The organism is Paenibacillus sp. fava2 (assembly GCF_058313675.1).
Genome location: NZ_CM177755.1, coordinates 5,348,934 through 5,370,302 on the forward strand (window position 1 = coordinate 5,348,934; position 21,369 = coordinate 5,370,302).

Sequence of the window (21,369 nt, forward strand, 5' to 3'; positions counted from 1 at the left end):
TTGTTTTTAGACTGCTTTAAGCCTAATCTGTTGTACAAAGTGCAATAGAACTCCTATTAGAACTCTTCTACTGTATAGACTGGCCTCTGCCTCTCCGCAGGTCTCCGCCTACTCCAAAATCTCCGGATGCTCCCACTTCGTCGGAGTCAGCTTGCCTGCACTGGCGCCTGCATCAATAGGAATGGCGGCACCGCTGATATAACGCGCCAGATCGGAGGCCAGGAACAGGGCCAGATGGCCGATTTCGCGCGGATCACCGAGCTTCCCGTTCGGGGAGATGATCGCGGCAAAATCCTGAATGACCGCTTCAGGCGCCTGCCCCCAGATCGCTGTCCGGAAGGTACCCGGGCAGATGGCGTTTACGGTAATATTGTACGGGGCATAGTCGAGCGCCGCACTTTTCGTCAGACCCACAACCCCGTGCTTGGAAGAGGTATACAGCCCCATTGAGCTGTTGCCCAGTATGCCGGCCAGGGAAGCAATATTGACGATGAAGCCGCCTGGAGCTTTTGACTTCAGGATGGCGCTGGCTCCGTGCTTCATGCCCAGAAACACCCCTTTTAAATCTACAGCAGTAACTCTGTCGAACTCCTCTGCCGAGTATTCATGGAGCGGCCGGTTGGGGGCGGCAATCCCCGCATTGTTCACCAGACCGTCCAGCCGGCCGTAGGTGCTAACCGTATATTCGATCATATCGATAATATCCTGTTCACTGCTGACATCGGCTTTGAAGAAGGAGGCCTCCCTGCCCTGTGCCCTGATCTGATCAACGGTTTGCTGTCCTTTCTCGGCATTGATGTCTGTTACGACGACCTTCATTCCATTCTCTGCATAACATTTTGCAATCGCCTCACCCAATCCGTCTGCCGCACCTGTTACGATCACCGTTTTATCCTGTACACTCGTAAAATCAGTCATGTTCTCTTCATCCTCCTGGTTCCTTGTTTAGATTCCGGCAGCCCGGCGGCGCGCCTCAAGCTCTTCCTGTATTTCAGCCATACGCTCCTTATCCAGCTCGTAGAACCTCATCGCAATCAGCGAGATGATCCACGCCAGCAGCATCACTCCGCTCGCCAGGAACATGGTCATCCAGAAGATTTTGCCGGAGTAAGGGGTGTCGACATCAGGAAATGCGGTCTTAAATCCAATAAAAGCGAGCATAATTCCGACAAAAGTCTGCTGCAGTGAGGATACCGCTTTATCAATGAAGGCGTATACTGAAGAAATCAGGCCTGGAGCATAATAGTTGGATTTATATGCGCTGTAATCAATGACATCCGCCAGCATCGGCATCATCAGACCGGAACCCACATACCTCACTGCTCCGCCGACCAGATACAGAACCATAAAGCTGATTGTCATGAAGCCTATGTTGTTCATCCGGATCTGAGTAGGATCACCGAGCCACAGCAGCAGCAGCAAGAGACTGTAGCTGATGATGCACAGCCAGGTGGCGATGACAAAGCCCTTCTTGGAGCCGAATTTCATGGAATAACGGATCCCGAACACCAGCACCAGAATATTCGGAATCATCCCGATTGCATTGGTTGTGCCCATCAGGCTGTAGTTACCGATTACGATGCCGAACAGCATAACGTTCACAATCTGGTTGCCGGCAATCTGCAGGCTGAGCTTATCAATCGACGCAGCAACAACATACATCTGCAATGGCCGGTTACTCTTCAGGAGCGGCCATATCTCTTTTACCTTAATAACTTTGTGTTCCTTGCCTGTGTTGTAGTTTTCACTACGGTCCTTGGAGGCAATGCCGATAATGGCCATAATATAGGCAATGCCGGCGATGATTACGGTCGAGAGGGTCATTTCCTGGAACAAGCCGACTTGAGTATAGCCGCCATACTTATTGGTCAGATAAAAGGAAAGATAAACGGAAGCACCAGTGTAAAAAACCATCGTATAAATCATCGTAAGCCCGCCAAACAGCGGACGCTGCTCCGGGTCGTTCGTGATCACCGCATTTCCGATATTGAGCGAAATCTGGGACATTGCATAGCCGATAATAAACACGAAGTATAACAGTATAAAATAAATGATCTTTAAGCCGTCGGGCACAAGATGATTAGTATAGAACAGCAGCAGGGTCGAGGAGGCCATCAGGATATAGGCAATCGCCAGAGCCGGCCTGACCTTTCCGAATCTTCCATTGGTTCTGTCCAGCACAATGCCCATTACCGGATCTGTAACCGCATCCATAATTCTGGAGCCGGTTATAATTATTGAAGCTATTACTGTACCCAGCCCGACAATCCCGGCGGCATAATAGGATACAAGCCCCATCAGGAACATAAAGGCATTGTGGCCGAACCCGCCGATCGGATAGACAGCCATCTGCCAGGCTTTTGCGCGGCGGTACTTTTTCTCTCTTTCTGCTTTAACAGCGGCCCTTTGCCCTTTGATGACCTGTTTGTTTACAATTTGCCCCACACTTACACACTTCCTTTCAAGATTCCGAATCAGATGAACGGTAATCCAAGCCAGTAAGCACTCCCGGGTATTTCACGTCCTGGTTACAGCAATATGATAACGCTTTCTTTTTAGGCTTTATGGTACTTTAGTCGTTTTTTTGGTGCTGAAATTCATTATTTTTTATAATAAAGATTGAGTCTTTTTTCACTTGATAAGGATTGGGGTAACGCTGGAAAAACACAGCAAAAAACCGGCTCCCTCTAACACAGCAGAGACCGGTTTATTGGCAATTCAAGCAATGATATCAGTATTGTCCTGTCATTTTAACTTCCCCGGTAATGCCTGTCGGCTGAAAGAACGGGGCTTTGATAAAAGCGGCAAAGATACTGCCCTGATTCTGCGGCGAGAAGTACTGCTCACGCTCCAGAGTGGTTGCCACCTCGATTCGTACCTTATTGGTTCCCGGATGCAGCAGCCGGCTGATATCAAACCTGAACGGCGGGGCTACCTGAATCCCTGCTGACCGGTCATTGATAAACACCTCTACGCCTTCAAAAGCATCCTCAATCACCAGCGCCGCCCGCCTCCATGCCGGAACCGTCAACTCGCACTCATAACGGATAAAGCCCGAAAACTCAGGGTACTGCAGTCCTACGCTGGTGAACCCGGAAATGTCCTGCTCATCATGAAAATGCGGATATTCAATAGCAGAAGCCAGGCTCATCCTCCAGCCGTCCTTCAGGATCAGCTCCTCTTCATAGGCAGGTGGCGGGCTAATCCCTGCATCTCCGGCGGCATCAAACACAACGACCACACTCTGGTACGGCGGAACTTCCAATTGGAGTACCGTTCCACCTTCTCCCGGCTCAGCCTGCATTTCAAACAAGGTGTTATTCCAGACATCGTAGCCATATACAGTCCCTGCAGACGGTACAGTAACCGTTCCGCGGAAGGTTTCCGCCATATTCTCATTGGTAAAAAGATAGAGCTCGCCCTGCTCCCGGTAACGCAAATAACGCAGCATCGGAAAAGCCGGCGTGACCGCCAGCTCAGCAGCACCATGGTTCTGCAGCTCAGCTGCAAGGGTATCCAGCGTAACGGTCCTGCAGTCCGACAGCTCTCCCAGTAATTCCTGCTCCCCATCCAGGATGCCGCTTGGCAGTGCGTCAATGAACAGCACGAGGCAGCCTGCCTGCTGCAGCTCCAGAAGCGCCTTGGCTGTATCCGCTGTAATATATTCCGCATATGGGATGATCACAGCCTTATACGCCTGATTATGAATCTGCAGCGTATCTCCCAGCCGGGTGTTGAATCTGCTGCGTTCCGTAAATACATCCGATGGAATAATATCAAAATCGATCTGCCGGTCCAGCAGGACATGCGCAGGCTTCTGGGTCAGCATATATTTCCCCGCCCACTCCGCTTCGGCATGATACAGAATTGCAGCCGGAGTTACGCGGTTACCGCCGCTGATCAAGGCACACATCCGGTTCAGGTATCTCATCAGAGCCCCGAAATGGCGGAACTGCGGATCATGGCCGTTCGCATAGAAATGCGGCGGGCAATCCGGATCAGGATAAGGCTTGGCGGAAAAGGCATGCGGCACATAATGGTTCACGCCCCTGACCAGGAAATGATCCACCAGATATTTCATCATCCGCACGCCTTCGCCCCAGCCGTAAGCGCCGAAGATCTCACACATCGTCCGGCCCTGTTTAACCGGATCAATGGCTGCGAAGGAGCTGCCCAGCTTCCCGAGCAGATAATGGAAGAACTCCCCGTCGCGCTCACCGATTACCGTTCTTTGCGGATAAATCTCGCCGCCCGGCATAACCTGCCCGCCGATATCATCAATGCCGGACATATGCTGCCCGGACAGCCCGCGGAAAAAATGCCCCAGGCTGGCACCCGGCCTGGCATGCATGTTATTGTCTTCAATCAGGTGGCCGATGTACTCCACATTGCGCGCTTCACACCAGTCTCCGACCTGTCTGGAGAAATTAGCCTCCACCAACCGGGTTACTGAATCCATATAGATATAGCGGACCTCCGCCATCAGATGCGGGTCATTCCCCTTTTCCCACAACAGGGGCAGCTTAGTCCGCCAGCCTTCGCCAAGCCGGGCATGCAATTGTTCTTCCAGCTCATCGCTCCAGGGCAGATCCTGATCCGCCCCAATCGGCTTGTTATCATTCATCCGGCCGTTGCCAAGCTCCGGCTCATCGGAGAAGAAGCCGGCAATCGTGACGCCGAACTCTTCCTTGTAGCGGGCATAATGCGGTTCATATACTGCTTCGATCAGTTTAGCTGCACTGTCTTTCTTCAGCATATTAATGTAGCCGTCACGGCTGCCGGCATTGCGGGTCAGGTAGTTTACATAGATCGCCCACTTGCCTTCCGGAACATCCCACACCAGCTCCCCGTCCTTGACCAGCTCTGTAAGGTCAACTAGGGTAGTTGTATCAAAGCCCTGGTCCACACGTGCGGCACAGACGCTGAGCAGGGTATCATCGTCGAACCTCCGTTTTTCCTTTTTGGCGCGCATGGAGAACATGCTGCTCTCGAACGGGTTCTTAGTGAATTTCGCGTGCTTGGACACATTCAGCTGGGCGGACTTCACCGGTCCGGATACTTCCACTGAAGAATAGTAGAGGTACTGCCGGCAACATTCAGCCGGGGCCTGCTCCAGAGCGCCGTTGGCATAGCCGGTCGGAAAATGGCTGTCATCCAGAATCCACACCTTCATGCCCCGCTGTTTCGCTTCATCCAGAATAATATCCAGGTCATGCCACCACTGCGGGCCGCAGAAATCAGGATGGGGTCTGCTCTCCACACAGACTGCCCCTATACCGGCCGAATGGATTGCCGACATGTACTCTCTGAGCACTTCCTCCTCTTCGCCGTGCAGCCACAGAAAAGGAAAGATGTAGTTCTCCCCGTCCCCCTGAAGCAGGCGCTGTAATTTGTTATTCATAAGAGACTCCCTCTGCTGCAGGCTGCTTTTTGATCTGGATCAGCTGCTGATTCAGCTTGTTGATCGCTCTTTTATTGAACAATAAACTATCATTATCCATCGAGGCCAGGGCATCGACCTTAAAGTTCTCCATCATGCCGTACATCGGGATTTGCGTCAGATCTCCGAGAATTCGGATGACGATCTGCTTCGTTACATCATTCGTCATCAGATCCTGCAACGTATCTCTCGAAGAAAAGACGCCTTCTGGAATTTCCACCTCAACCAGCGGCTCATTGTCATCCTGCTCCGGGAGCGTGAACCAGTTTGCCACCAGCTCTCCTTTATCCTCAATCGGTGCAGAGTAGGACGGATTGGCAACTGCAACTTTTTTGAAAACAGCCCGGTCTGTGCAGGCTCGCTCCCCGTTATCTGCTACAACCTCAATCATGGTGTATCCTTCGCTCAAAAGCACATCCTTGAACAGCAGAATCTTATCTGCCCCGGATAATGTTTCCGTCTTTACACCATTTATAATCAGCGATACCGAACCGCAGTTTGTGTATACTTTTAAATCAGTGCTGTCCCCGGCACGCTCCAGATGGCGTTTTCCGGCAATATGGACAAATGGCTCCTTCGACCAGTGTGCTTTGTACATATAGAAGGCATCTTTTTTCACCTTGCGGTCATAGGTTATAAGCCCTTTATTGTTGCGCCCCTTCACCCCGCCCTCATCCCGGACATTGGCCCCGAAGTCGAACATGTTCCACACATACGTTGCCCACAGGAAAGGGCGCTCGACAAAAATCCTCCAGACTTTTTCGTGATATAGCGCATGGTATTCCTCTGTGTAATCCTTAACTACAGGCCGATCGCTGTGATATTCGATAATCCCTTCAGCGCCATATTCGGAAATGCTGAGACAGGTGTCCGGGTTGGTCTGATGAAACTGGTCGATCCACGGGGCAAAATCCTCCGCTTTACCGTTATACCAGCCATAGTACTTGTTATAGCCGATTACATCGGTAAGATAGTTGTACTCATCCGTGTCATCGACAATGAACATGTTCGCCATCGTTGTCAGCCGCGTCGGATCTTCCTGTTTGGTCAGCTCATTCAGCTCACGGACAACCTGGCGGACCTGCTCCACATTTTTGCTGCCGATCTGGATTTCATTCTGGATGCCCCAGAAGAGAATCGACGGGTGATTGTAATTCTGGCGGATCAGTTCGGTCATTTGCGATTTGGCGTTGGCCCCGGTCAGATCGCTCTCCGACATACGGGTGATGAACGGAATTTCTGCCCAGACCACCATTCCTGCGCGGTCACACAGATCATAGAAATACTGGTCATGCTGGTAATGGGCGAGACGGATGGAGTTTGCTCCGATCTCTTGGATCAGCGTCATATCCTCGTCATGCTGCTGCGGCGTAATCGCCCAGCCCATATCCTTGCGGTCCTGATGTCTGGAGACCCCATGCAGCCGGACCTGTCTGCCGTTCAGGTACAGCCCCTCAGCCGGATCAACGCGGAAATAACGCACGCCAAAAGGAATGACTACCTCATCTACTGTATCGTTATAGCGCTGCAAGGATACTTTGGCCTGATACAGATGCGCATCCGGAACGGCATCCCATAGCAGCGGTTTCGGAATCGTTATGTCCAGATCTACAGCCGCAGTATCTCCAGCAGGAAGATGAACTTCAGCACCGGATACTCCGGCAACAGCCCCGGCCTTATCCAGCAGCTCGACCCATAGCCGGGTCTTCCCTTCTTCCGGGGTGTCGTTGGCAATCCGGGTATGAATCCGTAACTTTGCAGCTTCAGCGGTCACCTCTTCCTGCACGATATATACGCCCGCAGAGCCGTGATCCAGCAGGTCGATATGCACCGGATTCACGAGGATCAGATTCACATCACGGTAAATGCCGCCATAGAAGGTGAAGTCGGCGCGCAGCGGATAGACATCCTCCAAGGCGGAGTTATCCACTTTTACCGCCAGAATATGGACACCGCCAAACCGTAAATAATCTGTCAGATCAAACCTGAAAGTGGAATAACCCCCCCGGTGCTGCCCGATATGCCGGCCGTCCAGATAGACGTCCGCCACACTGTTCGCGCCTTGAAATTCTATAAATACCCGGTTATGCTGCTCAGCGGCCGGTATAGTCAGCGTCTTCCGATACCAGCAGGCCCGCCGGTCATATTCATTGCCGTTAGCTCCGTCAACCGCATTCCAGGTATGCGGCAGGGAGACCGTCTCCCAGTCACGGTCGCTGCAGGCCGGATCGGCACCCGCTATCTCACTTTGCTTCGAGAATATCCAACCGGCATTCAAATTCATTACTTTACGCATTCCAAAATCCCCTCCATCCCATTTCCCTTTACCCCTCTATCCGTCTCAGCCCGCTTAGAGCAGCTCTTTCATCTTGTCGGCAATCAGCTCCGCGGCCCGCCGCGGATTCAGGCGGTACAGCTTATCCATCATCCGGGAATCCTTGCCGGCCAGCACACGGTACCGGTCCTTTTCGATTCCGTCAATGATAATCTCGGCAGCCTGTACAGGAGTCAGCAGCTGGGCGACCTGATCCTTGCTTATCTCTTTATTGCCTGCGTCCGCAAGACCGGAGTTCTGCATAATGTTGGTGCTTACCCCGCCGGGAAAAACCACGGTTACTTTGACTTTCGTATCTTTAAGCTCGGAACGAAGTCCTTCGGTCAGCAGCTTCACCGCTGCCTTTGATGCCCCGTAGATCGTCTGTCCGGGAACGGGCAGGAACCCGCCCATGCTGGATACATTCGTTATATGGGCTACCGGTCTGTCCAGCAGATGCGGAAGAAAGGTCTTAACCATGTAAAGCGTTCCGTAGAAGTTGATATCCATTACCTGCCTGATTTTGTCATAGCCGAGTTCATTTACCGGCACAAACGGGTGTATAATCCCCGCATTGTTGATGATCCCGTCCACAGCTCCGTGCTGCTTCAGCACCTGCTCCGGCAACGCTTCTACTGCAGCGGGATCTGTCAGATTTACGAGGTGTATGGATAATCTGTCGCTGGCAGCGCCGGATTGCTTGACGGTCTCTTCCAGTGCAGCCTGGCTTATATCAACAGCAGCTACACGCGCCCCTTTGGACAGCAGATTACGCACTAATTCCCGGCCGATCCCGCCTCCGGCTCCGGTAACAACAATAACCTTGCCTGATACCTTCATGTCTGCAGTCACCTTCTTCTTTCATAGTTGCTTTAATGAGTAAGGCTGCTATAAGCCGGCTGTACCAATCCCGCCCAGTACAGACAGGCTTTCTTTGGGATGTCTTGTCTGGGTAGAACGGTCCACGGCAATTAGACCGAAGGTCTGGTCATAGCCCAGCTGCCATTCAAAATTATCGAGCAGCGACCAATACGTATAGCCGATAACCGGAATCCCCTTGGCAATCCGCTCCTGAACGCCTTTCAGCGCCTCTTTAATGAATGTAACCCTGTCTTCATCGTTGTCACCGGACAAGCCGTTTTCGGTAATGAAGATGGGCTTTTTCCAATGCTCTGATACGAAATCCAGAACATTCCCCAGCGCCGCCGGATAATTTTCATAGCCCATTTTCGTCAGTTTGGCTGCTGCATCCGGGGGTACGACACCGTCCGGCCCGTGGATTTTGCGAGAGTAATTCTGTACACCGAGGAAATCATCATCCTGCAGATACGGCAGATAGACTAGGAAGTCCTCCTGCTGTTCCAGTTGCACAAACGGCTCCCCACCCGGCAGGGCCTGATGATCATATAGTGAAAAGGTAATGCCTACCTGAATGTCCGGATGCAGCTCCTTGATAATGCTGCGCGCTGTCTCATGGCATTTCATAATAATCCGTTCACCCTGCTCCGTTCTTGGAGAGAGGAACGGCTGCACCTGGCCCGGATGGATGCCGAAAATTTCCCCAAGCTCGCGGTAGTAATGCTCCATCCGGGCTCCCAGATCCGTATTCAGCCCCACCTGGACTTCCGCATTATTCGTCTGCTTAGTGCTGCCGCCCATCATCCGCTTCATAATCTTGGTGATCTGCTTGCCCATATTGGCTTCATTGATCGTACAGATATAAGGAATGAATTCGCCCAGCTCTGAGACAACATGTCTGCAGTACCGGCCAAAGGCTTCAATAGTCGTCTCATTCTCCCAACCGCCTGCGCTTATAAGCCATTTAGGCGAGGAAAAATGATGCAGGGTCACTACCGGCGTAATCCCCTGCTGATGGCAGAAATTCAGCACATCCCGGTAATGCCGGATTTCCTGATCATTGAATTCGCCCTTTGCAGGCTCAATTCTCGCCCATTCAATAGAGAACCGGTAGGCGTTGCAGCCGGCCTCCTTCAGCAGCAGAATATCCTCTTCATACCGGTTATAATGATCTACTGCATCCAACGAAGGCTCCTTATATACGGAATGAGGTGCATGCTCCATCGCCCAAAAATCACTAAAGATATTATGTCCTTCCACCTGATGGGCAGCTGTAGCCGCCCCAATCATAAAATCCGCCGGAAACTTTCCCATATTTCTGTCCATCCCCTCTACTTAACGTGTTAAATGTAACCGCTATCAACTTTACAGATCACCTTACAGCTAAAATAATATCATGGTCACAAAAATCGTTATGGTATTTTGGTACTCTTTTTTGTAACATTGAACCAGGAAGTAGGAAAGGAGAATGGCCCGGCCATGAACACTGAGGAGCATTTCAAGCTATGTGACCTTATTGCTGCCACATTTGATCTGCATGTCTTCTATATCGATCCCTCCGGAAAAATCACCTATGAGTCCTCCAACAACAAGCTGCTTAATCCGCTGTATGAGAACCAGAAAGAGAGTCTGTTTGCACGTTTGAACTTCTATGCCGGCAAGCCGTACGATTTTCCGCTGCTGCAAAAGTCAGCCTTTTCCGAGAAATTCCTGCTCATCAGCGTGTTCAGCAAGCAGGTGTTCGAGGGCACCGTGCTCATCGGCCCGTCTGTTTCCTATCCGCTATCCGCTGACCGGGTGGACGGGATTATCAACGATTCCCTGGCTTTCTTTTACCGCGATAAAATCATCCAGTACTACAGCTCCATCCCTGTCGTTCCCCTGGAAAAGCTGCTGAATATCGGCACACTCGCCTTTCAGCTGTTCAACCAGATCTATGTTGCCCCGGAGACAGCATGGTCGCGGAACGGCGAGCTACGGGAATCCCATGAAAAAATGGAGAAAAACGAGCTGGTGGTCTCCCGTAATCTGCAGGCAAGCATCTATCACGAGCGGCTGTTTGAGCGGAAAATGCTGGAGATCATCAGAGAGGGACGGGTCGAGGAGCTGCCCCAGCTGCCCCATCTGAAGGAAGAAGAAATCGCCAGCGTGCTGTCCAAAACCAGTTATTTCCGGTCCAATAAAAATCACATCATCACCCTAATTACCCTGGTATCCCGAGCTGCAATTGACGGAGGACTGCATGAGGAGGTCGCCTTCAGTCTGCATGACCGCTTTATCCAGCAGCTGGAGGAAGCGAACACGCTGGAGGGTATCCGGGAGCTGGCCAAGGAAGTGCTCTATACCTATGCCGAGCAGGTCCGGGAGGTCAAAAACGAACGCTTTTCCAAGACGGTCACCACCTGCAAGGATTATATCTACAAGCATATTTACGAGAATATCAGCCACGACGACATTGCCCGTAAAGCAGACCTCAGCCCGAAATATCTGTCCGTCCTGTTCAAGCGGGAGGTCGGAATTACGGTCAGCGAATACATTCAGAACACCCGTATTAATGAAGCAAAAAAATTGCTCGTCCACAGCCAGACGCCCATCTCCGAAATCTGCACGCTGCTGAACTTCAACGACCAGAGCTATTTCACCAAGGTGTTTAAAAAGATAGCTGGTGTTACGCCGATGGTGTACAGGGAGCGGCATCATCTGCTGGAGCGGAAATAGGCTGTGCCGGACAACCCTTTTCAGCAAAAAGAAACCCGCGCTTTCGCGCGGGTTCTGCTCTTTATACCCAACCAACCTCAACCCACTCCCCGTCACCCGGGATTTGAGCTTCCATGGCCTGGCCGCTGCGGACGTATTTCAGCACACCCTGCCCATGTGTGCTCCGCACTCTGATCTTTTCCTGATCCATGTAGACTTCAATGTCCCCCGGGCCGGCCGGTATAGTACCTTCCATCCAAGTAAGGCCACCAAGCTGCGGCTCTACCGTGTAAGTGGCATAACCCGGCGTCAGAGGTCGCACTCCAAGAAAATACTTTCCGAGCAGATAGACTGGACCGGCTCCCCAGGCATGGCAGAGGCTTTTACCGAACGGCATTCCGTACATCCCGTAATGCTCATCCGCAGCAAGCGAAGGATCATATTCCTCCCAGAAGGAGGTCGCTCCCAGATCGATCATCCCGCCCCAGTAGGACTGCAGCTCCTTGTAGACAACCTCATGCTCTCCGCTCTCGCAGAGCACTGCCAGCTCATGGAACCGCATATATGGCGTTCTGATCTGCGGAACCTCAGGGTTCAGCATTACCTTTTGGACAACACTCGCTTTTTGCTCAGGAGACGGTAGCCATAGGTCATCGCGAACATACTGGCATGCTTGGTCAGAACCGGCTGCGTCTCCCCGTCAACCCGGTGGTGCAGCAGACCGCCTTTTGCCTCATCCCAAAAGACCGACAGCGTCTTGGCCTTAACCTCTTCAGCCACTGCCCCATAACGTGCGGAAGCATCTGCATCCTCCATAAGCGATGCGAAAATACTCATAGCCTCAAGGCCCCGCACGAACAGGATCTGCTCTGTACTGACAGCACCTATGTTACTGAAATCTGCCCAATCCACAAATACCCAGTCCTGTTCTCTGCCCTGCACAAAACCCTCCGGATTCCGCTGCTGCAGACAGAAGTCCATCAGCGAAACAGCCCGGTCATAATACTGGCGGATGAACCCGAAGTCACCGGTATAGAGATAGTAATCATACAGGGAGATGAACCAATAGAAAGAGTAATCCTGGATCGTGTTGATGTGCATTGTCACGGGATCTTTTCCTCTTAGGGCAATCAGGGTCCGGCGGGTCACATCCAGATCGAAAAAGCTATAGTAATTCATCAGGAACGCCTGATAAGCATCCCCCGACCACACCCAGCGGTCCCGCTTGATTCCGTCCAGGAAAAATTCGCGGGTGTTCAGGTGCAGCGTATACAGTGACATGTTATAAATTTCATCCAGCCGGGAGTCCGAGCTCCGGAAAGAGCTGCGGTAGGTTACCGGCACATACTCATACAGCAGGGAGACCCGTTCCCACTGTACATCCCCGTCCGCATGAATCCATACATACCGGAAGGCTCTGGCTTCCTCCAGAATGAATATGCCTTCATCGCCCTGCGGAGTCCCGCCATTAACCGTGAACCCGTCGAGATTGATACATTCCTCCGGTGACAGCGCCTCCGCCTCTGACTCCCCGTAATACAGCCGGACTGTCCCGGTTCCTGTCAGGTTATGAAACCGCAGATAGCCGAATGTTTCCCGGCCGAAGTCAGCCAGCGGATGGCCGTTTTTCAGCTCCACGGAGACTGCCTCCAGCGGTGACACACTAAGCTTATACTCTGACGGCAGACTGTCCGGCTGATTAAAAATCCATGAGCCTGCGCTAACCCAATCATTCTGGTAAGAGGTCACTTCCCAGGACGGGCCGGTACGGATATTGTTCCCGTTAATGTAGAGGGCTGGCGTCTCCTGATCATTGTACACACTGACTTCGATCTGATGCCGTCCTGCCGGCAGGGTTATCGGGGACTTGTTCAAGCGGTAATTGTCCCTGCCGTCCAGATAGAGCGAGAGCTTGCCTTCTGCCAAAATAGTAATTTGCTCCTCCTCGGGCAGGTCATACGTATAGCTGAATTTGATATTACTGTAATGGCGGTCAAGCCGCCAAAGGGCCGGATAAGTAACGCCCCGCGCTCTGCGCGCTACAGACATTTTTTCATGCAGCCGGATTTCAAAATCCCCCGGATACCAGATCCAGGCGGCAGCCTGCTTCATTGGATGTGTCTCCATAATTGTTACCCCTTTCATTTCTGATATGCCTAAGTGTATACTGGGTGGACAGAAGATGATGCAGGGAGAAGTGACATTATACATGGACAATAGTGACCAATTCCTTAGAACCGGTCTGCAAAAAGCGTCAAAAACGCCCGTCCATCAATCCAGTGTATCCGAGCATTTTGTGGACGGTTTTCCACTGTTCCTCAACCGCTGGCCGGAGGGCTTTGATCTGCGCGTGCACAGCCATGATTATATTGAGATCGTCTATGTAACGTCAGGCGAAGGCTATCATTATATCGATGACCGGGTTGAAAAAACAGGCAAAGGCTGCCTGTATCTCCTGCCTGTAGGCACCTCACATATTTTCCGCCCCGGCAGCACCTCAGTCCGGAATCCGCTGATCGTGTACAACCTGTGTGCACTGCCGGAATTTGCCGCAGAATTGGGCGCCTGGCTGGGGAATTACGGGAGCGGCGGCGAACCTCTGTTTATTTTTAATGGAGAGCCGGGCAGCTATATTGCCCTTGAAGACAGGGGGCTCGAGCTTGGCGAAGCCTTCGAGAGTATGTACCGGGAGTATACCGAGCAGCCCTGGGGCTTCGAGGCGAGCCTGTTCGCAGGTCTGCTGAAGCTGTCTGTACGGATCGCGCGCCTGGTGAAGCAACAGACGAAGGAGCACGGCGGCACCGGAATTTCCGGACGGATGGATAATCGTGAGTGGTCAGAACTGTTGCAGTATATCAGTCTCCATATTGCCGAGCCGCTGACACTCTCGCAGCTGGCCGCCCAGGCCGGTATAAGCAACCGGCATTTTATCCGCCTGTTCCGGCAGCAGGCCGGCATGAGCTTTTCTGACTACCTGCAGCATAAGCGGATTGAGCTGGCCTGCCACCTTTTAATCGAAACCAGCCGCAAAATGCCCGACATCGCCAAAAGCATCGGCTACCAGGACACCGCGCATTTCCGCGAGATTTTTCGTAAGCTGATGGGGATTAGTCCGAGTGAGTACCGGAAGGCTCCGGGTATAACCAGACAATAAAGTTGAAGTTCCTACTAATTCATGGGTCTGAGTGAGGAGACTGAATGATTACGAGGGAGGTGACAAAAGCAGCCGATCACGATGATCAGCTGCTTTCTTGGTATTATTGAGCTAACGTTTCACGTTAGTTGAATATCTGAGTGAGATATACTTAAATGCCTACCTTCCCCTCATAATCTCTTAACGAGGAACAAATTCAGATCGTCATCTATAATTACCTGCTGACTATATTGCAGGTACTCCCCGTCTTTAAATATTCCTTTGCCATCCGGAACATATCCGCGATTGACGTATAAGGTTTGTGCAGCCCCATAATCACTGAACAGCCCTACACCCAGGCCTGAGACTTCTGATCGTTCGCTAACTATAACTTCTGCTTTATCCATCAACAATGTACCTACTCCTAGACGTCGATACTTAATCAGTACATTGAAATCCTGAATCTCCGGTATAAGCTGCTTTTTAAAATAGGGATAATCTGATTGCCAAAGTACATTGACATAACCCGCAAAATCACCTTCAATTTCAGCCACCAATGTGACTCGCTGCTCTTTTTCTTGTTCCATCAAATATTTTAGAAAAAGAGTTACAGGCTTCTCCCACCCTTGATTATGAAACGCCTCGGAGATCACTTTGGGATCACTTTCATTCAAGATACGGATAGTTACATCAGTCATAAAGTCACCTCTTCTTTTCTTTTATTATAAAATAAACGAAAGTCTTAATATGGGATAAAACGAGTATATTCAACAAATCTCCCAGTTAACTTAATAGGAAGTCATTAGCCTATATCCACGCAAAAAAAGCCGCCCCAAGCCACTTACATGACTTTGGGACAGCCTCTTAAACTCAATTACTTCTTCAAATGATAAGGCACCGTAGTAACAATCACATCGCTGCGGAACAGCAGACGGGCGCGGATCAGCAGGCTCGACTGGTTGTGCAGGATGTTGTGCCAGCCTTTTTTCGGTATAAACTGTGGAATGATGACTGTGACTCGATGATTCAGATCTGCCGCTTTCCAGTTGATCGTGTCAATAAACTTGGTTAACGGCTGTACAATGCTTCTGTAAGGCGTATAGAGGGTCACCAGGCGTACGTCCGGCTGCCACTTTGTCCATTTCTCCTCGAATGCCGCTTCATCTTCCCGTTCAAAAGGAACATATACGGCGATAATCTGCTGCGGTGACAGCGATTTGGCGTATTCCAGCGAGTTCTCCACAACATGGGTGATTCCGGCAACCGGCACGATAATGACATTGCCCTCGATTTTTACCGTAGGCTCGCAGGTTGTAATTCTAAGCTGGTCGGCAACAGCCTCGTAATGCTTATGAATTCTATGAAAGATGAACAGGAGAATCGGCAGGAAGACAAATACCGGCCATACCTGAGTGAACTTGGTCAGGAAGAACATCATGGTTACAATGAAGCTGATCAGCGCTCCCACGGTGTTGATAACGAACTTCGGCATCCAGCCTGCCGGCTTTTCGCGGAGCCATTTCACCATCATCCCGGTCTGGGATAACGTAAAGGGAATGAACACCCCCACCGCATACAGAGGAATCAACTGCTCCGTCTCCCCTTCAAATACATAAATCAGCAGCATCGAGAGCACGCCCAGGATAATAATCCCGTTGGAATACCCGAGTCTGTCTCCACGCATTGTAAACATCCGCGGAATGAATTTGTCTTTGGCCAGATTCACTGCGAGTAGCGGGAACGCCGAATATCCGGTATTAGCCGCCAGAATCAGAATTAACGCAGTTGTACCCTGGATAAAAAAGTACATCGCATTGCGCCCGAAGGTCTGCTCCGCAATCTGCGACACTACAGTGACATCAGCCCGCGGCGAAATCCCGTAGTAATAGGCCAGCACGACAATCCCGGAGAACAGGACAGCTAATAAAATCCCCATCGCTGCCAGCGTTTTGGCCGCATTGGAAGCTTCAGGACTTTTAAAATTCGGAATGGCATTGGAGATCGCCTCTACCCCGGTTAACGCGGAGCTCCCCGATGAAAAAGCGCGCAGCAGCAGGAACAAACTGATTCCCGCCACCGGAGTGCCCAGCGACGTATGCAGCTCAGCCGGAACGTTACCCGTTAAGATGTTATAAAGACCCGTGCCGATCAGAATGAATAAGGCCAGCACGAACAGATATACCGGATAGGCCAGAACGGATGCGGATTCCGTCACTCCTCTTAAATTCAATAATGTAATGAGCAGCACGAAGATAATGGCGATCAGCACCTTATGCTCATGCAGGCTTGGAAAAGCCGATGTAATCGCGTCTGTCCCCGCCGAAACACTTACCGCCACCGTCAGAATATAATCCACCAACAGCGAGCCGCCGGCGACCAGCCCGGGGTATCTGCCCAGATTTTCTTTGGAGACAACATAGGCTCCCCCGCCGTGCGAATAAGCAAAAATAATCTGACGGTAGGACAGGATCAGCGCAGTCAGCAGCACCAATACCCCGATCGCGATCGGAATGGAATACCAGAAAGCCATTGTACCAACCGTAACCAATACAATTAAGATTTGCTCAGGACCGTAGGCAACCGAGGATAATGCATCTGATGACAGAATCGCCAGCGCTTTCTTTTTATTTAACTTCTGCTCCCCCAGCTCAGTGGACTTCAAGGGCCTGCCAATCAAAAACCTTTTTAAAAAGGAAATCACGGGTTTCACGCTCGCTTTGTACGTTAGTCTTATTGTCCTGAAAGCATATCACCTGCCGGATTAAGCTGGTGTTAGGATTTCGCCTTCAGTATTAAGATTGCATTAAGATCAGTCCGTTTTTCTCCATTAAAAAAAGCCCCTGACGGGGCTACTTCGACGGCTCATAGTGCACATGAACCTCTATAACTTCGGCGGATTTCTTCAGTTCATTCTCCACATTGGTAGCAACGTTATGGGCTTCCTGAAAGCCCAGACCGCTCTTGATCGACAGGACGACATCGACTACAGCATTGCTGCCATAATTTCTGGCCCGCAGCTCCTTAACCTCCTCCACACCTTCAACCTGCTCAACAGTCTCCCTGAATGTATGGATAATCGTTTCATCGAACCCGTCCGATAAGTGGTGGGAGGCATCACGGAAGATATCCCACGCTGTTTTGCAGATGATGAATCCGACCAGAACCGCTGTCACAGGATCAAGCCATGGAAGATTAAACTGGGAGCCGACGATCCCGATTACCGCACCGATACTCACCAGGGCATCCGAATAGTTATCCTTGGCGGCGGCCATCACAGCCTGGCTTTTGATTCTGAGCGCAAGCTGCTTATTGTACCGGTAGACACAATACATCACGACTGCACAGAATAGCCCTGTCCATACAGAAATTAGATCCGGCGACTCTCCTCTGCCCTTAAAGACAGAAGCAACCGCCGTAATTAGAACCTGCAGGCCGACCGCCATCATAATAAAGGAAGCTACTAATGAAGCTATCGTTTCCGACTTCCAGTGGCCGTACGGATGGTCTGCATCAGCCGGCCGCTGCGCCAGCTTTAGTCCGATCAGCACCGCGATGGAAGCTACAATATCCGTTGCATTATTAAGGCCGTCTGCCTTGAGGGCTTCCGAGCCCGAAATATTCCCGATTATTAACTTAAGTGCAGATAGACAGATATAAGCGATAATGCTTATAACAGCCCCGCGTTCGCCCATTTTTAAATTCTCATAACGCTGCTGCTGCTCCATGTTTCCAGATTCTCCCCTCGCCTTACATTGCATTGTTTCATACTAGCAGACGCAATTCGAGTGGGTCTAGAGAAACGTTTTTCGACGGGGGACGAATAATGTCTCAGGGCAAAGAAGCTTGCCCTGGCGCAAAAGGGTTGCAGGGAAGCACGATTTAGTTTCAAAATGCAGTACCTTTAGATACGCACTTTAACCAAACTTCAACCTTCTTGTAAAAACAACACAGCCAAGCGTAAGAGCCGCCGCTATAAAATAGGCTCCCATCAGATCGAGCTGGGCCACAATGAATCCGGAGGAGGCGCTGCCCAGCAGCATCCCTCCCATCATCAGCGGAATCAGAATTCCGTTGGTCCTGCCGATATACTCTTCCCTGATCTCCTGGATCATCATGGCGCTGAAGGAGACCTGGAAGCAGGCTGTAGCTATACCGGACAGCACTCTCGCACTTCCTGTAAGTACAGGCCAGACCGACAGCACCTCAATAGCGGTGATGACTGCCCAAATGATCATGATTACTGTAATGACCCCGCGTCTGTAACGGGTTATTTGGGCTGTAAGCATGGCTGCCAGGAGGCCGCCTGCAAGCATCCCCGCGCCTTCGGCGGCTGCGAACCACTGTACGCTTTCTTTGGGCAGACCCAGACGGTTCATCGTAACAAAGACATCCAGCGGCTGGGTCACCCCCATCGCCAGACCCGAGATGAGAAACATAACCGCAATCAGCTTCAGGTTGGCATGGCCCAGCACATAACGGAAGCCTTCTTTTATATCTTTTAACGGTGAAGTCTTCTCTGCCTTCAGCTCTCTGCCCGATGACGGCAGGAACAGCTGGATTCCGGCTGCCAGCGTGAAGATCAGGAACAAGGCAATAATCGATGACTGTATGCCGAGCTGAGTATAGACAAGAGTCCCGAGCATCGGTCCAAAGATCGTGAATAAGGCCATCAGGCTCTGGTTAATCCCGACGGCTGTTCCGACCTCCTCTGCAGGGATATGCTTTTTGAACAGCACCGCGGAAGACGGCTGGGAAAACTGGCTGACAATCGCCGAAATAACGGTGGCCGCAAACACCGCCTGCCATACCCCGCCGGCAACCAGTCCAAGAATAAGCAGCATTGATAATGCGCTTAGGGCATCGCCCAAAATGACAGTTTTTTTCGGATTCCAGCGGTCGGCAAAGGTTCCTCCGATTAGAGAGAACACAAAGATAGGAAGATACTCTAACGCAGTAAGCATGGATACAGCAGTAGGATTATTTCCGGTCTGATCCATAATATAGAACAGCAAAGCCATATTCCGGATCCATATTCCTGTCTGCTGCAGCAGATCGGCTGTGGCGACAATAAGAAATACTCTGTTTCTGATCAGTTTGTTCATGAGGCACCCCTGGCTGGTTTTTGACATTTGCTTTGTCAGTACAACGACTTTAAACTATAGGGTAACCCGATAGTCAAGACCGCTAAACCAGCGAAAGGAGATAGGCCATGTCCGTCATGCCGTCCAAATACTTTACAACGAGCGAAATCGCCAGGACCTGCGGGGTGACCAAGCATACGGTTTTTCACTATGATGAAATCGGGCTGTTAAAGCCGGAATTTGTGAACGCGAAGGGGTACCGCTACTACTCGCTCCAGCAATGCTACACACTCGAAATCATCAGTGTACTCAAGAAGGCCGGCAGTTCGCTGAAGGAAATCAAGGATTTTCTGGATAACCAGAACACAGACAGGTTCGTCAGCCTCATCCGCCAGAAGCAGCGTGAGCTTGAGCTTGAGCTGAACCGGATGCAGCGGATTCAGAGCTTCCTGGACGGCGCCCTGCAAATGTCCGAAAACGCACAAAAGGCACCAAGGGATACGCCGGCTGTTGAAGAGCAGCAGGCGGCGTATTTTATCACAACCCCCGTCGGCCCGGACATCAGTGACCACGAATACGCCCGCAAATTCAGCGAACACCGGATCTACTGTGAAGAACATCTGATTATGCATGAGCTGCCGTTCTGGTCCATCGTGAATCAGGAGCAGCTCCAGTCAGGCGAATATTATCCAAGCCACATTGCCTGCAAGCTGCTTACTCCTGCCAAGGGAGGCAATATCATCGTAAAGCCGCCGGGCCTTTATGCCGTCATGGATCATAAGGGATCTTACGAGACATTAGAACACACTTATGCGCAGCTAAAAGAGTTCATCCAAGTTAACGGGCTGGCTGTATGCGGCGCCGCTTACGAGATGGATCTCTACAATTATTTCACTGAAGATAATCCGGAGCATTTTGTGATCCGGATTTCGGTTCACGTGTGCCGGATACAAACAGACCGGACAGATTGATTTGATTTGAGCCAGCTACGAATAAGCCAGACGCAGGCGAGCATGCCAAAAAACCTTGATTTCTCAAGGTTTTTTGGCTTTTGCAGATGAAGCTGGGGCTGCTCCGCCGTCTTCGGCTTGCACTCCGGATGATCGCCTGGCCTGTAACAAATCAGGCGAAGCTACACTGTATACTTCTCCAAAGACGGCCGGTCCTTCACGATCAGCTGCTTATTGCCGACCAGCTCAATCAGGCCCAGGTCCTCGAAGCGGGCGAATTTGCGGCTGATCGTCTCGCGGGTGACACCCACATAGCTCGCCAGCTCCTCGCGGGAGAGCGGCAGCTTGATCGCAAGTCCGCCGCTGCGCGGCTTGCCATATTTATCGCCCAGCTCCAGAATCATATGGGCGATCCGGATCTCCGGGTCCTTGGTCGCCAGACTCTGGGCCAGATTCTCGGTATGGGCCAGCCGCTTGGCTACAGTCTTCAGCAGCTTGATCGTAATATCCGGGTTCTCCGCCATCAGCTGCTCCATATCCGTGCGGGTCAGCATGCAGATCGCCGTCTCGGTCAGCGCGTAGGCGCTGAAGTTGCTCAGCTCCTCGCTGCTCAGGATATTCAGCTCGCCAAAAAATTCCCCGCTGCTCAGCACATGCAGAATCTGCTCCTTGCCCTGCGGCGTCATTTTGGACAGCTTCACCTGTCCCTGCTGGATAATAAACAGCGTGTCTGTCGGCTGCTCCTCCAGAATCAGCGCCTGGCCTTTGGCGTATTTGCGGTGTCTGATCATCGCGCTGATCCGCGAGAGCTCGCTGCCGCTGAGCGAGGCGAAGATCGGCACCTTGCGGGTACACGGCTCCGCAGCGTTTTTACAGGAATGTTCCGGCATTCTGTA

16 protein-coding genes are annotated in these 21,369 nt (G+C 51.5%); 3 read left to right on the plus strand and 13 right to left on the minus strand.

Annotation, left to right across the window (positions count from 1 at the left end; all coding sequences use genetic code 11):
- Positions 1-108: 108 nt before the first annotated feature.
- From AC4G46_RS23575 to AC4G46_RS23600, 6 genes are all read right to left on the minus strand, one after another.
- The gene (locus AC4G46_RS23575; protein ID WP_491124857.1) at positions 109-918 is read right to left on the minus strand and encodes an SDR family NAD(P)-dependent oxidoreductase; all 810 of its coding nucleotides are present in this window, start codon (positions 916-918) and stop codon (positions 109-111) included.
- A gap of 27 nt (positions 919-945) precedes the next feature.
- Positions 946-2,445: an MFS transporter gene (locus AC4G46_RS23580; RefSeq protein ID WP_491124858.1), complete on the minus strand. Its 1,500-nt coding sequence runs from the start codon at positions 2,443-2,445 to the stop codon at positions 946-948.
- Between the two features lie 286 nt (positions 2,446-2,731).
- Positions 2,732-5,401, minus strand: coding sequence for a glycosyl hydrolase (locus AC4G46_RS23585; protein ID WP_491124859.1), 2,670 nt, complete (start codon positions 5,399-5,401; stop codon positions 2,732-2,734).
- Positions 5,394-7,736: a glycoside hydrolase family 2 protein gene (locus AC4G46_RS23590; protein WP_491124860.1), complete on the minus strand. Its 2,343-nt coding sequence runs from the start codon at positions 7,734-7,736 to the stop codon at positions 5,394-5,396. Before AC4G46_RS23590 ends, AC4G46_RS23585 begins: the two co-directional genes overlap by 8 nt.
- 54 nt (positions 7,737-7,790) lie before the next feature.
- Positions 7,791-8,594 carry an SDR family NAD(P)-dependent oxidoreductase gene (locus AC4G46_RS23595; RefSeq protein WP_491124861.1) on the minus strand — a complete coding sequence of 268 codons (804 nt, stop codon included), beginning with the start codon at positions 8,592-8,594 and terminating at the stop codon, positions 7,791-7,793.
- Between the two features lie 48 nt (positions 8,595-8,642).
- Positions 8,643-9,926, minus strand: a complete 1,284-nt coding sequence (locus tag AC4G46_RS23600) for a glycoside hydrolase family 1 protein (RefSeq protein ID WP_491124862.1) — start codon at positions 9,924-9,926, stop codon at positions 8,643-8,645.
- 165 nt (positions 9,927-10,091) lie between these two features.
- Here AC4G46_RS23600 and AC4G46_RS23605 point away from each other — a divergent pair, with 165 nt between their 5' ends.
- Complete coding sequence (locus AC4G46_RS23605; protein ID WP_491124863.1) at positions 10,092-11,330, plus strand: helix-turn-helix domain-containing protein; 1,239 nt, start codon at positions 10,092-10,094, stop codon at positions 11,328-11,330.
- Positions 11,331-11,391: 61 nt separating this feature from the next.
- On the opposite strand, the gene AC4G46_RS23610 is transcribed toward AC4G46_RS23605, so the two are convergent.
- Complete coding sequence (locus AC4G46_RS23610; protein ID WP_491124864.1) at positions 11,392-11,910, minus strand: hypothetical protein; 519 nt, start codon at positions 11,908-11,910, stop codon at positions 11,392-11,394.
- Positions 11,910-13,436 (minus strand): alpha-L-rhamnosidase-related protein, encoded by a 1,527-nt coding sequence (locus tag AC4G46_RS23615; protein ID WP_491124865.1) that lies wholly within the window; start codon positions 13,434-13,436, stop codon positions 11,910-11,912. Before AC4G46_RS23615 ends, AC4G46_RS23610 begins: the two co-directional genes overlap by 1 nt.
- A gap of 55 nt (positions 13,437-13,491) precedes the next feature.
- Here AC4G46_RS23615 and AC4G46_RS23620 point away from each other — a divergent pair, with 55 nt between their 5' ends.
- Entirely contained in the window at positions 13,492-14,463 is a 972-nt protein-coding gene (locus AC4G46_RS23620; RefSeq protein WP_491124866.1) for a helix-turn-helix domain-containing protein, read from the plus strand.
- A gap of 170 nt (positions 14,464-14,633) precedes the next feature.
- Here AC4G46_RS23620 and AC4G46_RS23625 read toward each other — a convergent pair whose 3' ends face one another.
- From AC4G46_RS23625 to AC4G46_RS23640, 4 genes are all read right to left on the minus strand, one after another.
- Complete coding sequence (locus AC4G46_RS23625) at positions 14,634-15,140, minus strand: GNAT family N-acetyltransferase (RefSeq protein WP_491124867.1); 507 nt, start codon at positions 15,138-15,140, stop codon at positions 14,634-14,636.
- A 176-nt stretch (positions 15,141-15,316) separates the two neighbouring features.
- Positions 15,317-17,143, minus strand: a complete 1,827-nt coding sequence (locus tag AC4G46_RS23630) for an APC family permease (protein WP_491124868.1) — start codon at positions 17,141-17,143, stop codon at positions 15,317-15,319.
- A gap of 148 nt (positions 17,144-17,291) precedes the next feature.
- Positions 17,292-18,167: a cation diffusion facilitator family transporter gene (locus AC4G46_RS23635; protein WP_491124869.1), complete on the minus strand. Its 876-nt coding sequence runs from the start codon at positions 18,165-18,167 to the stop codon at positions 17,292-17,294.
- 189 nt (positions 18,168-18,356) lie between these two features.
- On the minus strand, positions 18,357-19,571 hold the full coding sequence (locus AC4G46_RS23640; protein ID WP_491124870.1) for an MFS transporter: 1,215 nt from the start codon (positions 19,569-19,571) through the stop codon (positions 18,357-18,359).
- A gap of 80 nt (positions 19,572-19,651) precedes the next feature.
- Here AC4G46_RS23640 and AC4G46_RS23645 point away from each other — a divergent pair, with 80 nt between their 5' ends.
- On the plus strand, positions 19,652-20,494 hold the full coding sequence (locus tag AC4G46_RS23645; RefSeq protein WP_491124871.1) for a MerR family transcriptional regulator: 843 nt from the start codon (positions 19,652-19,654) through the stop codon (positions 20,492-20,494).
- A gap of 161 nt (positions 20,495-20,655) precedes the next feature.
- On the opposite strand, the gene AC4G46_RS23650 is transcribed toward AC4G46_RS23645, so the two are convergent.
- On the minus strand, positions 20,656-21,363 hold the full coding sequence (locus AC4G46_RS23650; protein WP_491124872.1) for a Crp/Fnr family transcriptional regulator: 708 nt from the start codon (positions 21,361-21,363) through the stop codon (positions 20,656-20,658).
- Positions 21,364-21,369 lie beyond the last annotated feature (6 nt).